The sequence below is a fragment of the Pectobacterium hainanensis genome, assembly GCF_046237015.1.
In the GTDB taxonomy this organism is placed as follows: domain Bacteria; phylum Pseudomonadota; class Gammaproteobacteria; order Enterobacterales; family Enterobacteriaceae; genus JBJYIN01.
Genome location: NZ_JBJYIN010000004.1, coordinates 1 through 14,523 on the forward strand (window position 1 = coordinate 1; position 14,523 = coordinate 14,523).

Annotated in this window: 13 protein-coding genes; 3 read left to right on the top strand and 10 right to left on the bottom strand. The window is 48.6% G+C overall.

Going from position 1 to position 14,523, the window contains the following annotated elements:
- The first annotated feature begins 89 nt into the window (after positions 1-89).
- Entirely contained in the window at positions 90-647 is a 558-nt protein-coding gene (locus tag ACKPVM_RS04935) for a recombinase family protein (protein ID WP_409307831.1), read from the top strand.
- Positions 648-736: 89 nt separating this feature from the next.
- On the opposite strand, the gene ACKPVM_RS04940 is transcribed toward ACKPVM_RS04935, so the two are convergent.
- From ACKPVM_RS04940 to ACKPVM_RS04965, 6 genes are all read right to left on the bottom strand, one after another.
- Positions 737-1,228, bottom strand: a complete 492-nt coding sequence (locus tag ACKPVM_RS04940; RefSeq protein ID WP_409307410.1) for a phage tail protein — start codon at positions 1,226-1,228, stop codon at positions 737-739.
- A 12-nt stretch (positions 1,229-1,240) separates the two neighbouring features.
- Positions 1,241-4,207, bottom strand: a complete 2,967-nt coding sequence (locus ACKPVM_RS04945; protein WP_409307412.1) for a phage tail tape measure protein — start codon at positions 4,205-4,207, stop codon at positions 1,241-1,243.
- A complete protein-coding gene (locus tag ACKPVM_RS04950) occupies positions 4,194-4,334 on the bottom strand; it encodes a GpE family phage tail protein (RefSeq protein WP_011094148.1) in 141 nt (46 codons plus the stop codon). Before ACKPVM_RS04950 ends, ACKPVM_RS04945 begins: the two co-directional genes overlap by 14 nt.
- Before the next feature lie 20 nt (positions 4,335-4,354).
- Entirely contained in the window at positions 4,355-4,663 is a 309-nt protein-coding gene (locus ACKPVM_RS04955) for a phage tail assembly protein (protein ID WP_349910582.1), read from the bottom strand.
- 113 nt (positions 4,664-4,776) lie between these two features.
- Positions 4,777-5,292 (bottom strand): phage major tail tube protein, encoded by a 516-nt coding sequence (locus ACKPVM_RS04960; protein ID WP_409307414.1) that lies wholly within the window; start codon positions 5,290-5,292, stop codon positions 4,777-4,779.
- Positions 5,293-6,477: a phage tail sheath subtilisin-like domain-containing protein gene (locus ACKPVM_RS04965; protein ID WP_409307415.1), complete on the bottom strand. Its 1,185-nt coding sequence runs from the start codon at positions 6,475-6,477 to the stop codon at positions 5,293-5,295.
- A 252-nt stretch (positions 6,478-6,729) separates the two neighbouring features.
- Here ACKPVM_RS04965 and ACKPVM_RS04970 point away from each other — a divergent pair, with 252 nt between their 5' ends.
- Both ACKPVM_RS04970 and ACKPVM_RS04975 read left to right on the top strand, forming a co-directional pair.
- Positions 6,730-7,767, top strand: coding sequence for a phage late control D family protein (locus ACKPVM_RS04970; protein WP_409307833.1), 1,038 nt, complete (start codon positions 6,730-6,732; stop codon positions 7,765-7,767).
- Between the two features lie 40 nt (positions 7,768-7,807).
- Positions 7,808-8,056, top strand: a complete 249-nt coding sequence (locus ACKPVM_RS04975; RefSeq protein WP_409307417.1) for an Ogr/Delta-like zinc finger protein — start codon at positions 7,808-7,810, stop codon at positions 8,054-8,056.
- A gap of 43 nt (positions 8,057-8,099) precedes the next feature.
- Here ACKPVM_RS04975 and ACKPVM_RS04980 read toward each other — a convergent pair whose 3' ends face one another.
- The 4 genes from ACKPVM_RS04980 to ycaO form a co-directional block, all read right to left on the bottom strand.
- On the bottom strand, positions 8,100-8,489 hold the full coding sequence (locus ACKPVM_RS04980) for a hypothetical protein (protein WP_409307419.1): 390 nt from the start codon (positions 8,487-8,489) through the stop codon (positions 8,100-8,102).
- A 470-nt stretch (positions 8,490-8,959) separates the two neighbouring features.
- Positions 8,960-11,242, bottom strand: coding sequence for a formate C-acetyltransferase (gene pflB, locus ACKPVM_RS04985; protein WP_409307420.1), 2,283 nt, complete (start codon positions 11,240-11,242; stop codon positions 8,960-8,962).
- A gap of 57 nt (positions 11,243-11,299) precedes the next feature.
- The gene (gene focA / locus ACKPVM_RS04990; RefSeq protein WP_409307422.1) at positions 11,300-12,157 is read right to left on the bottom strand and encodes a formate transporter FocA; all 858 of its coding nucleotides are present in this window, start codon (positions 12,155-12,157) and stop codon (positions 11,300-11,302) included.
- 457 nt (positions 12,158-12,614) lie between these two features.
- Entirely contained in the window at positions 12,615-14,378 is a 1,764-nt protein-coding gene (gene ycaO, locus ACKPVM_RS04995; RefSeq protein ID WP_409307424.1) for a 30S ribosomal protein S12 methylthiotransferase accessory factor YcaO, read from the bottom strand.
- Between the last annotated feature and the right edge of the window lie 145 nt (positions 14,379-14,523).

The following is a 14,523-nucleotide window of genomic DNA, read 5'->3' on the forward strand; positions in this document are numbered from 1 at the left end:
CTTCTCCAAAACCGAGGTTTTCCGTAGTGCTCATCGTTCCCGATTTTGCAAGAATCGCCATTTTTCTATTAAGTGGAAATACATCAAATATGGCAAAAATCGGCTACATGCGAGTGTCAACAAATGACCAATCCACGGATTTACAGCGAGATGCATTAGTTTGTTCAGGTTGTGAGCGAATTTTTGATGACAAAATAAGCGGAAAATCATCAAAACGACCAGGGTTGAATCGGGCATTAAAAGCTCTCCACGCTGGCGATACTCTGATCGTTTGGAAGCTAGATAGATTGGGACGGAGCATGCGGAATTTGGTTGTACTGGTGGAAGAACTTCGGGAGCGTGATGTTAAGTTCCAAAGTCTAACCGATCACATCGATACTGACACACCAATGGGAATGTTTTTCTTTCATATCATGGGGGCATTAGCAGAAATGGAGAGAGCTTTAATTGTTGAGCGGACTCGAGCAGGGTTAGCGGCAGCTCGGGCGAGAGGCCGTATTGGTGGCCGTCCACAAGCGCTCACACTAGAGGATAGAGAAATGATTACACGGTTACTGGATAACGGCCAAACCAGACAACAAATAGCCATTATTTATGATGTTGGCATATCGACAATCTATAAATATTTTCCAGCAAGCACAACATGATTCGGCGTTTAGTTTATCGAGTACAGTTATTTTTGTCTGTGTTACCTGGAGTGTCCAGCACAGTTAATTACAACTGTGCTTCAGCTAACTTATGAAAGTAACCCGTCGATTGCTCCGCTTGCGGCGTTTAATGCTGTTTCGGCGCCGCTGCGAATGTTTGTCACCAAATCACCGAACGATGACGATTGCAGCCGTTCGCGATAGTCCTCGTCTACGCGTTGCAAGCTGAGGGAAAACTCTATCTTCTTCGCGTTACCGTATCGGTCAAACTCAGAATTGGTACGCTGCAAGCCGGTTAAAACATACATCCCGTAGATTTTTCCCGTTCCCTCAATGAGTGGCCAGGGGCGACCCATGTAGCCCATTGTCATGAGCGCCGATAGTGACAGGTTGCCGCCGGTGATTTCGGGATAGAGCACACCGTTCAGTGTGATCTGTGATTCACCCGCCCCGATGTATTGCCACGACGCTGAACGGTTAATGCGATCGTTCTTGACGTGGCGCCATTGCTGAGAATGCTGTAACTGCTGATACGGGGTTGTTTGGAGCGCAAAAACAAACATGCCGAATACCATCATCATAATATTTTCCCCTTAATCATGATCGCGGAATGAGCCGCGCCGATTTCGTTCTTTCTCGTTAAGAACTTGCCGTATTTTTTGCTCAACAAGCTGAGCAAGTTCGCGTGGATCCTGCTTGCCAACATCGTTAAATGTCAGATTGAAAGATGGCCCTGCGCCAGTTGCTGAAACGGGAACGGCTGCGCTTTGCCGGATTGGTTGCGCGGTAATGTCTTGTATTTGCTGCGAGACGACACGCGGCACTTTCTGCGCGGCAATACGCGTTTCCTGAAATGCCCCCTGCAATGCAAATGCCCGTGGCAGGTTTTTAAAAACGATATCACCAGGGCCAATGCGTTTTTTGGTTTCATCCAGCAGGCCGGTGGTATTGTCAGAAATCTTCTGTAGTCGCCTCTGCGTGCCGCTGTCCCCTGTTAGGGGCTGGGGCGGTGTATATCCAGGGGGGAGGAGTGGGCCAACAAACGGATTATTCCCGTTATCATTTTTTGTAGTAACAGAGGCAACAAACCCCTGAAGAAAGGCCGCTTTATCATTGAGAAGTGCTAATCGCTGGGCATCTTCTATTTTCTTGCGCGCCTTTTCGGCTTCATCAGGTAGTACGCCGAGCTTTTCAAGTATCCATGCTAGCGTGTCGAGCAGCATTTTTGCAGGAGTCAGAACAAGGTTCAGCGCACCACCCAGTACATTGCCAAAGATTTCACCTGCACTGGCGCACTTATTCAGCGTTTCTTTACTGGATTCCATTGGGGTGAGTAAGTTCTTGAACCAGTTCACCACGTTACTGACAGCCGTTCCTATTGCATCAAAGATCGGACTGAACTGTGCGAAAGTTTGTGAAAAAGCCGCTCGCAATGGGGCCAGGCTTTCCATGATCCCGCTAAACATACCGCTGAAGAACGCTTTGATCGGCTCCCAATACTTCCAGATGAGCACGCCCGCCGCGATAAACGCCGCGCCAATGAGTCCTATAGGGCTAAGCAGTAGCGATAGCGCACCACCCAGAATGGATACCGCACCGCTGATCATGCTCCAGAGCGCTGGCAGGCCAGTTAACCGCAGCAGCAAACTACCGATGCCTTTACCCAGCGACGTGAGCGCAGAAAGCGGAGAGGTGAACGCAGAAAACAGCATCCCGCGTAACGGTGCGAGCAGGGCGGGCAATCGGGAAAAACCACCTGATAGTGACGTTATTACTTGCGACCAGCCGCCCATGCGCGCCATCGATCCGCCCGCTGCACCGCCTAGTTTTTGGAAAATTGAGATTGCGCCGCCGATCCCCTTCCCGCCTGTTAGTAACGTGAAACCGAGTTGCAGCTTTGCCAGCGGCCCCATCAGGATTCCCATTGCTAACGATGTCGCGCCGATTGCTGCTACGAGCGCCAGTGCTCCGCCGCCGACCAGTAAGATCGTTTGGGTTAGTTTGGGATTTTCTTTAACCCATTCCATCATGCTGTTAATGACGTTGCTTAGGCTTTGAGCGAGTGTGCGAAGTGGGCCGTCTGTGGTTTCTGCAACCTGAATACGAAAACCCTCCCATGCGCTGTCCAGTTCTTTCAGATCGCCACCGAGGTTATCAGCCATTACCTTTGCGGCTTTTTGTGCTTCACCGCTGGCGTTTTTCAGATCCTCTAACAGTTTTTGTAATTCGCCACTTCCGGCGGACATAACCAGCGCCTGAAATGACTTTGCGGCTTCTTCACCGGCAATATCTTTAAAGAAAGAGAGCTTATCGGTATCGCCATACTTACTTATCTTTTTATATAGGTCGGTAAGAACAACTTCAGCGGGTCGCATTTTTCCTGTTGCATCAGCTACCTCTACTCCCAACTCTTTGAGCGCATCCTTTGCCTTGCCTGTGGGGGCGGCAAGACGTGAGAACGTGGCTTGTAACCCCGTACCAGCAATACTTCCACGTAATCCGACATTCGCCATTACGCCGATCATTGCTGTTGTCTGTTCAACACTAACGCCCAGACTTGAAAGTCCCGTACCCGCATATTTCATTGCCTCACCGATATTTTGTAAGTCGGTGTTGGTGCGAGTGAAAGCGCCAGTTAGGACGTCACTAATACGATCCATTTCTTTAGGATCAAGGCGGAACTGCGAAAGAATATTTGAGCTAATATCGGCGGATTCGCCTAATTCCATTCCGCCGGCCAGCGCCATGTTAAGAACGCCGGGGAGTGCTGCTTGTATGGATTGTGGGGTAAAGCCAGCCATTGCAAGAAATGCCTGGCCGCTGGCAGCGTCCCGCGTGGTAAATGCTGTTTCGGCACCGAGCTTTTTCGCCTGAGCACGTAAGGCGCCCATTTGTGCATCGCCTTTATCTAGCCTCGTCAGCGCCTGAACACGTGACATTTCCTCATCAAACCCTACGGAGGGCGCCAGAAAACGTCCGCCTGCGTAACCTGCTGCCGCTGCACCGATTGTGGCGCCAGTGCCACTGCTACGCAGATTGCCTGCTGTCTGATGTGCCTGGTCATAACGTGCGCGAGCTTGAGTTACGGCTGCTAGCTGTCGCCGTTCGCGTTCTAGCGATTGGCTGTACTGTTCTGTTCGCCGTATGGCGCTTTGTATTGTTCCGCTGCCACTGGTAAGTGTTACGCCGTGCTGGCGCAGGGCTTGCCCTACGTCGCGCAGTTTTGCGGTCTGTACGCTGTATGCGGTAGAAAGCGCCGTGATCTTTGTGCGTAAGCCGTCAAGTTTCGCGCGCTGAGCATCTGATAACGTGCCGGTTTCTTTTAGTCGCTGGCTGAGTCCCGCGGCCTCACGCTGAGCATTGCTGAGCTTTTGCGCGGTGTCGTTGGTGCTGTTTCGTAGCTTCTGAAAAGATGAGCTTTGCGATTCAAGACTTTTGATCGCTGACTGGGTTTTTTTGATGGATTCAGAAAGACTGCCCGAACTATTACGGGCAGCATTGACAGGGCGTGTAAATTTATCAATGGCACTGAATGCAACACGGATATCAAGATTCGTCATCCTGATTGGCTCCACTTCTGATAGCCGCCCGTTCACGCCAGGCTATCAGCTCGTTAAGCTCCATGCCGTACATTTCTGAGAGCGGCCAATGAAAGATTGTGGCGATATCTGCGATCAGATCCTCCACGCGGTCAAACAGCAAAACGGTTAGTTGTTCTCCGTTTCCGCCTCGCTCTGTTCTGTAGGCGCCTGCGGTGCCAAAAAAGGAACCAGCGCCTCGTTGAGTCGAACGAAATCACTTGTTGAAAGGCTGGCGATTTCTGGCAGGGTCAGTGCTGGCGATGTGACGCGCGTTAATAGTGTCGATACCGCGTCAAAGTCCAGATTGATTACATCGCCGAGGCGCAGGCCGCGCAACGATCCGGCCTGCTTAATTGCCTGGGTGATCTCAATGTGCGTGATTTCGCTGCCCTTACGCTTGATCGGTGCTGACAGCGTAATTTTGCTGATACTCATACTTATTGCTCCATGCGGCGTGAGCCGCCGTGTAAATGCATGATTCGGATAGTCAGTAATGACTGTGTTTGCCGGAGCCATACCCCGCCGGGAGTTGGCGCCGGTGTTATGGGTTAGCCGCCCAGCCCCAGCGCGGAACGAACGCGATCAGGGTAAAGATTTTCACCGTTGCGCTTGTAGATGAAATTGAGCAAATCAAATTCCAGCAACGGCTGATCATCAATAGACAGCTTGTAATAGGTATTCTTGATGGCGTAGGTGTGGTTTGTGTCATCACCTTGCTTGGATTCGCCGCCGTCGATTTCAGTGATACGGCCGCGCATCTCAACTTCAACGATGGAGCTGGTGCCGCCGGTGTAATATTCACCGACAAAGCGCAATTTCAACTCGTCAATATCGCCGCCGTACTTCAGGATCAATTGTTCTTCAAAACCGCCAACCTGCATTGACGCATCCAGGGCGCCAGAATCCAAACCGAGATCGACGGCCACAGCGCCAATCATTCCGCCGCCCTGAAAATCTTCCGTTTTACGGGTGGCTTTGGGTAACGTTACGCTCGGAATCTTCCCGATGTGGTTATCGCCGTCCACGTAGCACGTAAACAAGCGGAGCTTTTTAGGTACGGCCATTTACGCGCCCCCCAATGAAGAAAAAGCGGTTTCGAAATACTGGTCGGTAAACGTCTGATACAGACTGAGATCTTCCAGTGGCGGCACGGGTGTATAGTTGTAGCGCACAATGCACTTGCCCTGACGTAGCCCCGTGGTCGGGTTGTCTACGATATCGAACCAGCACGCCGCGCCGATCAATTTCCCCGCAGTGACTAACGCCTGTAGTTTTGCGTTAATGCCGCTCACCACGTCTTTTACGTTGCCTGGCGTCATCGGCTTATCGACGGTTGTAAATTGCGCTTCCGCGATGCTGTCAGCCAGAATCTGTGCCGTGCGGGTGTACACCTCAAAGATGTATTCTTTATCGGGATCGGTCGTGCGGTTGCCCCAGAAACGGAACCCATCGCGCTTAATCAGCGTCGTGATTTCGTGCGCGTTCAGTTCGTTAGCGTCGCTGTCTTCAGCTTGTAATGCCCAGAACACGTCTTTGGAAATCCCCAGCACGTTATTGACCGCTACGTTTGACAGCGACTTATGCCAGCCTTGCGTATTATCAATTAACGCCCGCAGACCACAGGCATACGCTACGGCTGGGAATTCCTCGTTTTCACCGGTCAGCGGGTTATACGCAATGAAGTTAGGCCAGATAGGCATGACTTCGCGGTAGTTCAGCGTCGCGCGGTAGGCTTTCGCCTCAGCAATGGTTTCGCAGTTGTGGCAGTACGCATAAAAGAACGCCCGCAGTTTCTGTGCGATAACACCAAGCTGGGTGGCAACCTCGATCGTATCGTGGTCGGGAACGGCTAAAATGCGTGGGCGGTAGCCGGTTTTCTGTTCAGCGGTCAAAAACGCATACATACCGGTATAGCTACCATCTGCCGCAGTACCGCCGATCACAAGCTGTGATTGCGTTTGATTACCGTCGCCCTCTACTGCTGCCGCTACACGAACCACAATCACCTTTGTGCTGCACTGGTCAGAAATGGCTTTCAGGCTTTTGTAAAGCGAGCCGGTTTTTCCTGCTTTACCCAGCGCATTATTAACGCGCGTGAGTAGTACGGGGATATTCAGCGGGAACATCTCAGGATCTGCATCATCAGCAACCGCAACAATGCCGATGACTGTTGAGTCAATGTCATTGATGGCCGTTACCAGATCGGTGCTTTCCCGGACGCGGACGCCGTGGAAAAAGTTGTCGGTCATGTCTTGCCGCCTCGTTTGTGAGTTCATCGTGATGTTCTCTGAAAACAAACGGTAGGACACGCATTAGCGGTTGTTGTGGAACGCTGACAACAAACGGCAGTTTGTTGTTTCGCGCGCGCATGAAACTATCAGCGCCGGGGGTGTGAAATGGCATTAAGCAACTTATCGGACATTCAGCAAACGCTGAGTTCAGGAATATCAGAGATTGATGACGCGCTGACAGAAGCCGTTAAAGTTCCGGCGTTTAACATCATGATGGGCGGGAAAACGCTGGTATTACTGGATGAACGGCTGATTTCTCTTTCAATGACGGATAACCGGGGCTTTGATGCCGATCAGGTAACATTATCGGTTGATGACGCTGATGGGTTACTGCAATTGCCCCCGCGCGGCGCTGAGCTTTCTGTATCGATAGGGTGGAAAGGAGAGGCATTAATTTATAAAGGGGTCTTTGTCGTTGATGAAGTCGCGCATAGCGGCCCGCCAGATACGTTAGAGGTAACAGCAAGAAGCGCTGATTTTCGTGATGAATTTAACGTTAAACGTGAGCTTTCGTGGCATGACTTAACTGTCGAGCGCGTAGTATCTGCCATCGCGCACCGCTATAAGCTAAAGCCAGTTATTAGTGCTCAACTGATGGATCTGGAGATCGACCACGCAGACCAGACCCAAGAAAGTGATATGTCATTCTTGACGCGAATGGCGGAAATGTTGGGCGCCATCGCCACGGTAAAGAATGGGTGCCTGCTGTTTATTCTGCCTGGTGGTGGCGTCAGCGCCTCCGGCAAGCCGTTACCTGCCGCTGAAATAACCCGTTCAAGCGGTGACAGGCACAGTTTCAGAATTGCAGATCGTGACGCTTACACTGGCGTTCGTGCCTACTGGCTCGATCTCAACTTTGGAAAAAAGAAAAAAGTCAGTGTGAAACGCCGCAAAGCAAAACCGAAAAAAGAAAAGAGCAGCAGCAGGGAAGGGGACTACATGGAGGGTGAGGACGGGAATGTTTACGTTCTGCGGAAAACCTACCAAAACGAAACGGCAGCAAAACGGGCGGCGGCGGCAAAATGGCAGCAACTTCAACGCGGTGCGGCGCAATTCTCTATTACCCTTGCGCGTGGCCGCGCAGACCTTTACCCAGAAGTGCATGTTTCCGTCAGTGGGTTTAAAAGTGATATCGACAATCAAGAATGGATAATATCGCGTGTAGAACATGTGATTGACGGTAGCGGATTTACATCACGACTTGAGTTAGAAGCGAAGATTGCTGACTGGATAGCAGAAAGTGACTAAAATAAAGGCAACTCAAACCCCGCCGGGGAGTTATCTATCTATGTTTGTTTGCCCTCATTGCGGCGCCACCGCACGCACGCGTACCAGTCGCCGTCTCAGTGAAATGACAATACGCCAGTATCATCAATGTCAGAATCTGGAATGCAGCATCACGTTTACGACGCTGAATAGCGTAGAACGCCTGGTAACGAAAAGAACGCGCTGTGAAGATGTACCTGCTGATTTTGTTCCGCGCGATGCTTTGCCATCATCGCACTATGGGAGAGACCAACTTAATCTAGCAATTTAAACCACTGGCCCCGCAAAGCGCGGGGCACTATTATTTAGTGGCTTTAATAACTGTGCGTATTTGACGAAATTACAATATCCCCACCGCCGTCTTTTGCTTTACCTGCCTCCTCGCAAGACGATTTTGGATTCTCAAAAACAAATCCTGAATGATTATTGCGGTTCAAAATGCTGATCTCTTTTGTGTTTTTTAGATATGCTGATTTTTTGTCACCAAACCAAAGTGGCGTGCATACCCCCATTTTTATAACAGCGCCGTAAATTTCAGGGGTTATGCGATCTTCATTCATCGTTATTGCTATAGCTCCTGCACTTTCACTGATTGCGAGGGGCTTCCAAGGGGTTAGAGACTTCTGCAAGGTGGATTGGTTGGGCGATTGAGCAAAGGTGCTGAATGAAGCCATTATCAAAAGCGCGGGAATATACTTTTTCATAAAACGTTTCCTGTTTGGTTCGTCCTTTGTGATTTTTTATGAGGCTCGCACCGCAAAGCGGAGTGTAAAAGATATGAGAAAGCATCTGTGAAGAAAAGCCCGCAATTAAGTGCGGGCTTGTCGATGTGGTCAATGTGTGGACATTAAAAGAAATAAATCCTTTTATTTCATGTGATTATGGTCTATTTCAAGTCACCGATTACTGACATTGCGAGGTTTTCTCCAAATTTGACCGAACCATTGCGGTCTTTATAAGCGCAGTCATGAGAGAGCAGATGCTTTTGGTCATGATCACTGACAAAAAACACTGTGTGACAGATGCTGCGTCGAATCTGTTTTGCAAGCCATCCATATGACCAAGGCGATATAGCGGGCTGGCAAAACAGGTTAGTCTAAATGTCAGAGGGGGAGAGAAAAAGGCCCCACTGATGTGGAGCCTTTATTTTACGCCTTTTCAGACAGTCAGGGAATTATATTGACTGTGTGAAAGTACGAGTGATGACATCTTGTTGCTGTTCTTTCGTCAGTGAGTTGAAACGTACTGCGTAGCCAGATACACGGATGGTTAACTGCGGATATTTTTCCGGGTTTTCCATGGCATCAAGCAGCATTTCACGGTTCATCACGTTAACGTTCAGATGCTGACCACCTTCAATGCTGGCTTCATGGTGGAAATAACCATCCATCAAACCTGCCAGGTTGGCTTTACGAACATCATCATCTTTACCCAGTGCGTTTGGCACGATGGAGAAGGTATAAGAAATACCATCTTTCGCGTAAGCAAACGGCAGTTTTGCAACGGAAGTCAGAGAGGCAACGGCACCTTTCTGGTCACGACCATGCATTGGGTTAGCACCAGGTCCGAATGGCGCACCAGCACGACGTCCGTCTGGCGTGTTACCTGTTTTCTTACCGTACACGACGTTGGAGGTGATGGTCAGAACAGACTGAGTTGGTGTCGCACCACGATAGGTGTTCAGTTTCTGAATTTTCTTCATGAAACGTTCAACCAGATCGCAAGCCAGTTCATCAACACGAGCATCGTTATTACCGAACTGCGGGTATTCACCTTCGATATCAAAGTCAATGGCCAAGCCGTTTTCATCACGGATTGGTTTAACTTTGGCATATTTGATAGCAGACAGGGAGTCAGCAGCAACAGACAAGCCTGCGATACCACATGCCATCGTACGGAATACGTCACGATCGTGCAGCGCCATCAGAGAGGCTTCGTAGCTGTACTTATCATGCATGTAGTGAATGATGTTCAGCGCGGTGACGTATTGTTTAGCCAGCCAATCCATGAAGTGATCCATACGATCCAATACTTCATCAAAATTCAGCACGTCGCCTTTGATTGGTTCAGATTTTGGACCAACCTGCATTTTCAGTTTTTCATCCACGCCGCCGTTGATTGCGTACAGCATGGTTTTTGCCAGGTTTGCACGGGCACCGAAGAACTGCATTTGTTTACCAACAACCATTGGGCTTACGCAACAAGCAATCGCGTAGTCATCGTTGTTGAAGTCAGGACGCATCAGGTCATCATTTTCATATTGCAGAGATGAAGTATCGATAGAGACTTTAGCTGCAAATTTTTTGAAACCTAAAGGCAGTTTTTCAGACCACAGGATGGTCATATTTGGTTCCGGAGACGGCCCCATCGTGTACAGGGTGTTCAGGAAACGGAAGCTGTTTCTGGTTACCAGCGTACGGCCATCAAGCCCCATACCAGCCAGAGATTCAGTTGCCCAGATTGGGTCACCGGAGAACAGTTCATCATATTCAGGTGTACGCAGGAAACGAACCATACGCAGCTTCATAACCAGATGGTCAATCAGTTCCTGAGCGTCTTCTTCAGTGATTTTACCTGCTTTCAGATCGCGTTCGAAGTAGATATCCAAGAAGCTGGACACACGACCAAAGGACATTGCGGCACCGTTTTGCGATTTAACCGCAGCCAGGTAACCGAAGTAAGTCCACTGCACGGCTTCTTGTGCGGTGGTTGCCGGGCCAGAAATGTCACAACCATATTTGGCAGCCATTTCCTTGATTTGGTTCAGAGCACGATGTTGGTCAGCGATTTCTTCACGCAGACGGATCGTTGCTTCCAGATCTTCGCCGTTTTCCAGTTTAGATTGCAGAGAAGTAAACTGAGCGAATTTGTCTTTCATCAGGTAATCAATACCGTACAGCGCAACGCGACGGTAGTCACCGATGATACGACCACGGCCATAGGCATCAGGCAAGCCTGTCAGAACACCTGATTTACGGCAACGCAGGATATCTGGCGTATAAACATCAAACACGCCTTGGTTATGGGTTTTACGGTATTCAGTAAAGATTTTTTTCAGTTGAGGATCCAGTTCACGGCCATAGACCTTACAAGAACCTTCAACCATTTTGATACCACCGAACGGGATTAACGCACGTTTCAGCGGAGCATCAGTTTGCAAACCAACAATCTTTTCCAGGCCTTTGTTGATGTAGCCTGCATCGTGAGACGTAATCGTTGCAGCAACGTGAGTATCAAAGTCAACCGGTGCATGAGTGCGGTTTTCCTGTTTGATACCTTCCATCACGCTGTCCCACAGCGCAGATGTTGCTTTGGTGGCGCCAGCCAGGAAAGACTCATCACCTTCATACGGTGTGTAGTTTTTCTGAATGAAGTCACGAACGTTAACTCCATCCTGCCATTCACCTTTGCTAAAACCTTGCCATGCGTTGGCTAATTTTTCATTCAGCTCGGTCATTTTACACCTACCTTTGATATGGATTTCTTAGAACCCGACGTTGCGGCCGAGAGCACCTTAGTGCTTGTCTCCACCGCGCAAATAAATTACCCAGTATGTTAAGCCTACCAATAAACCACCACCGATAATGTTCCCAATCGTCACAGGAATCAGGTTGTCGGTGATAAAGTGGCTGACGGTTAAATGCTCAAACTGAGATGGAACCATATTAATGGCCTGCCAGAACTCTGGCGATGCGAAGTTTTTGATGACGATTCCCATTGGAATCATGAACATATTCGCGATGCTGTGCTCGAAGCCGCTGGCGACAAACATGGCGACGGGTAATATCATCGCAAACATTTTGTCCGTCAGTGAGTGCCCAGAATAACTCATCCACACAGCCAGACAAACCATCAGATTTGCCAAAATGCCGAGGCACAGGGCTTCGATAAATGTGTGTTCAAGTTTGTGCTCAGCCGTTTGCAGAACATTGAGCCCCCATGCGCCGTTCGCGACCATATGTTCGCCAGAAAACCAAATAAGGGCAACAAAGAATAACGCGCCAATCAGGTTCCCAACATAAACATTGACCCAATTACAGGCTAGTTGTTTCCACGTGATTCGTCCACTCGCCTTGGCGATGACAGTCAGTACTGTCGATGTGAACAAATCCGCACCACAGACAACGACGAGCATCAACCCTAAAGAGAAGCAAATGCCACCGATTAGTTTGGCTACGCCAAAAGGGATGGTTGATGTACCAGTAGTGGATGTAATGTAGAAAACGAAGGCAATCGAAATAAAGACGCCCGCAGTAATCGCCAAATAAAAGGTCGTCCACGGTTGTTTCGTTGCTTTATAGACACCAGCATCCTCGGCAACTTTTGCCATTGCAGCCGGTAGTAAAAGTGTAAAGGGGTTGTCAGCTTTCACACTAACTCTCTCTTAAAAATTATCAGCGTTGGAATACTAACAAAGCAGTATACGGTAAAATTTGACGTGGATCATATAGCGCAAAACTATCTAGGGTGCGAAGGTATTGTTAGTGATGTCATTTCGTATTATCTATTTGATTTAATTATGGAAAAAATATTTTAAATATTATAAAAAGATTTGAATGTAGTGATGATAACCTACCTATTGCGCGTTAATAAAAATAATGTTTTGTATAATTTAGGTGCCGCCATTTGATGTAATTTAATTAAATCGTCACAATTAAATAACAATAAACCTTTCGTGTATCCTATTTCTGACAAATAATACGTTGAAAATAAAACTGCACATAAAGTAAGGGTATATCATCGGTTCTAAAATAGGCCAACATGATGAATGAGAGTCGCCTATTTTCGTGCCACTCTCATTCGTAGATTGCCAATGGATCGTGCAGATATTATTTATTTTGCCAGTATCGACGTTTAGCTTGCTGCAATTTCTCGTAAGCAGCTAACAGTGACTGATGTGCAGGTAGCGTAGTGAAACGTTCATCTATGTTAAATAACGCATAAAAGCACTGTTCGCCATTAATCGCTGCGCTGGCGGCATCGACCGTTTCACTGCCATACATTTTGACAAAAGCATCGTAGTATTCGGCTGGAGCTCGATCGGGTTCCATTGCCAGTAGCAAGAGTGTTTGCAGACAGCGATAGTAGTTGCTTCGTTGTGCGCTAAAAACGGAATCGTTGAAGTCCTGCGTCCATTCGGTCCAGCTCAATGCCTGCTCCAGGTCGCCTCCAGCCAGTGCGAGCATAGCTTTCAACTCACCAATACGTAGCGTGAACCAGCCGTTATCCTTACCGCTTGCAATGCCGAGCAATTCGCGAACACGGGTGAAATCGTCAAAACCTTCATCATCCAACTGTTGGATCAATGCCAGATATTCTTCTTTTTCCCATTGGCTGTTTGGCAAGGCGAGTAGCGTTTCACGCAAATGGGCGCCCATGTTGTTATTCGCTAGCAGCAGATCTTCCGCAGGATAAATATCTGACATACCGGGAACCAAGATGCGGCAAGCATAGACCGAAAGATGTTCATAATCAGCGATGTAGACTTCTTTGCCCTCTCGTTGAAATATTGACATTAATGTTGCAAATTCTTCTTCTGTCGTGCCGCTGAAGCACCAGTCAACAAAAGGATAATCGGCTTGTTTTTTGAACATATCCCAGGAAATAAGGCCGCTTGAGTCGATAAAATGCGTTTCCAGGTTGGTATGTTCGGCGACTTCTTCGTCGTCAAAGGTTGGTGGCGTGAAAACATCTAAATCTTTCAAGCCGCGGCCTTGCAGCAATTCGGTTACCGTGCGTTCGAGAGCGACACCAAAGTCTGGATGTGCGCCAAAAGAGGCAAAGCAGGTGCCGTTAGCTGGATTGAACAAAACAACACAGATCACCGGATATTTGCCGCCTAGTGAAGCATCGTAAGCGAAAATCGGAAAGCCTTCTTTTTCTAATGTCGCGACGGCTTCAACGACGCCGGGGTAACGGTTTAATACGTGTTGGGGAATGGCTGGCAAACTGATGGATTCAGCAATAATGCGGTTCTTAACGCTGCGTTCAAAAACCTCTGATAATCCCTGAACACGGGCTTCGCTGGCCGTATTTCCGGCAGACATGCCGTTGGATACATAGAGATTGCCAATAATGTTCATCGGTATATAAACCGGTTGCCTATCGGACTGACGAGTAAACGGTAGGGCGCAAATCCCGCGTTCTTTATTGCCGGATTGCAGGTCAATCAGATGGCTGCCGCTCAACGTTTGCTCTGGGTCGTAAAATTCGCGTAGATATGTATCAAGAATGCCTTCCGGCAGTGAGTCATCGTCTGGAATCGGGAACCATTTTTCATTTGGATAATGAACGAATTCGCTATTAGCAATCTCTTTTCCAAGATAGAAATCGGCAAAGAAATAGTTGGTTGACAATCGCTCGAAATATTCCCCTAACGCGGAGGCCAGTGCGGCCTTCTTACTGGCCCCTTTACCATTGGTAAAACACAGAGGGCATTCACGATCGCGGATATGTACGGACCAGACATTTGGCACCGGGTTTAGCCATGAGGCTTCTTCGATGTTGAACCCCAGGTCTTGGAGTTTCTGCTGAAAACGGGCGATGGAGTCTTCCAGGGCGGCGTCTTTGCCTGGGATAAATGTTTGGGTCATGTTTTTCACTTAGAAAGTAGTAGCTGGAGCGGCATAATACGTTTTTTTTAACTCAGACTCTATTTATTCCAAACACTTTGATAACAGTCGCGTCGGGGACGGTTATATGATGCTTTTGTTTGCCAACGTATTTTGATTTACGTAA

Excerpts from the sequence above, each read along its gene's own strand:
- ACKPVM_RS04945 (WP_409307412.1), bottom strand. The coding sequence starts at position 4,207 with ATGACGAATCTTGATATCCGTGTTGCATTCAGTGCCATTGATAAATTT.
- ACKPVM_RS04960 (WP_409307414.1), bottom strand. The coding sequence starts at position 5,292 with ATGGCCGTACCTAAAAAGCTCCGCTTGTTTACGTGCTACGTGGACGGC.
- ACKPVM_RS04980 (WP_409307419.1), bottom strand. The coding sequence starts at position 8,489 with ATGAAAAAGTATATTCCCGCGCTTTTGATAATGGCTTCATTCAGCACC.
- ACKPVM_RS04970 (WP_409307833.1), top strand. The coding sequence starts at position 6,730 with ATGATGGGCGGGAAAACGCTGGTATTACTGGATGAACGGCTGATTTCT.
- ACKPVM_RS04940 (WP_409307410.1), bottom strand. The coding sequence starts at position 1,228 with ATGATGATGGTATTCGGCATGTTTGTTTTTGCGCTCCAAACAACCCCG.
- ACKPVM_RS04935 (WP_409307831.1), top strand. The coding sequence starts at position 90 with ATGGCAAAAATCGGCTACATGCGAGTGTCAACAAATGACCAATCCACG.
- ACKPVM_RS04965 (WP_409307415.1), bottom strand. The coding sequence starts at position 6,477 with ATGACCGACAACTTTTTCCACGGCGTCCGCGTCCGGGAAAGCACCGAT.
- ACKPVM_RS04955 (WP_349910582.1), bottom strand. The coding sequence starts at position 4,663 with ATGAGTATCAGCAAAATTACGCTGTCAGCACCGATCAAGCGTAAGGGC.
- ACKPVM_RS04975 (WP_409307417.1), top strand. The coding sequence starts at position 7,808 with ATGTTTGTTTGCCCTCATTGCGGCGCCACCGCACGCACGCGTACCAGT.
- pflB (WP_409307420.1), bottom strand. The coding sequence starts at position 11,242 with ATGACCGAGCTGAATGAAAAATTAGCCAACGCATGGCAAGGTTTTAGC.
- ycaO (WP_409307424.1), bottom strand. The coding sequence starts at position 14,378 with ATGACCCAAACATTTATCCCAGGCAAAGACGCCGCCCTGGAAGACTCC.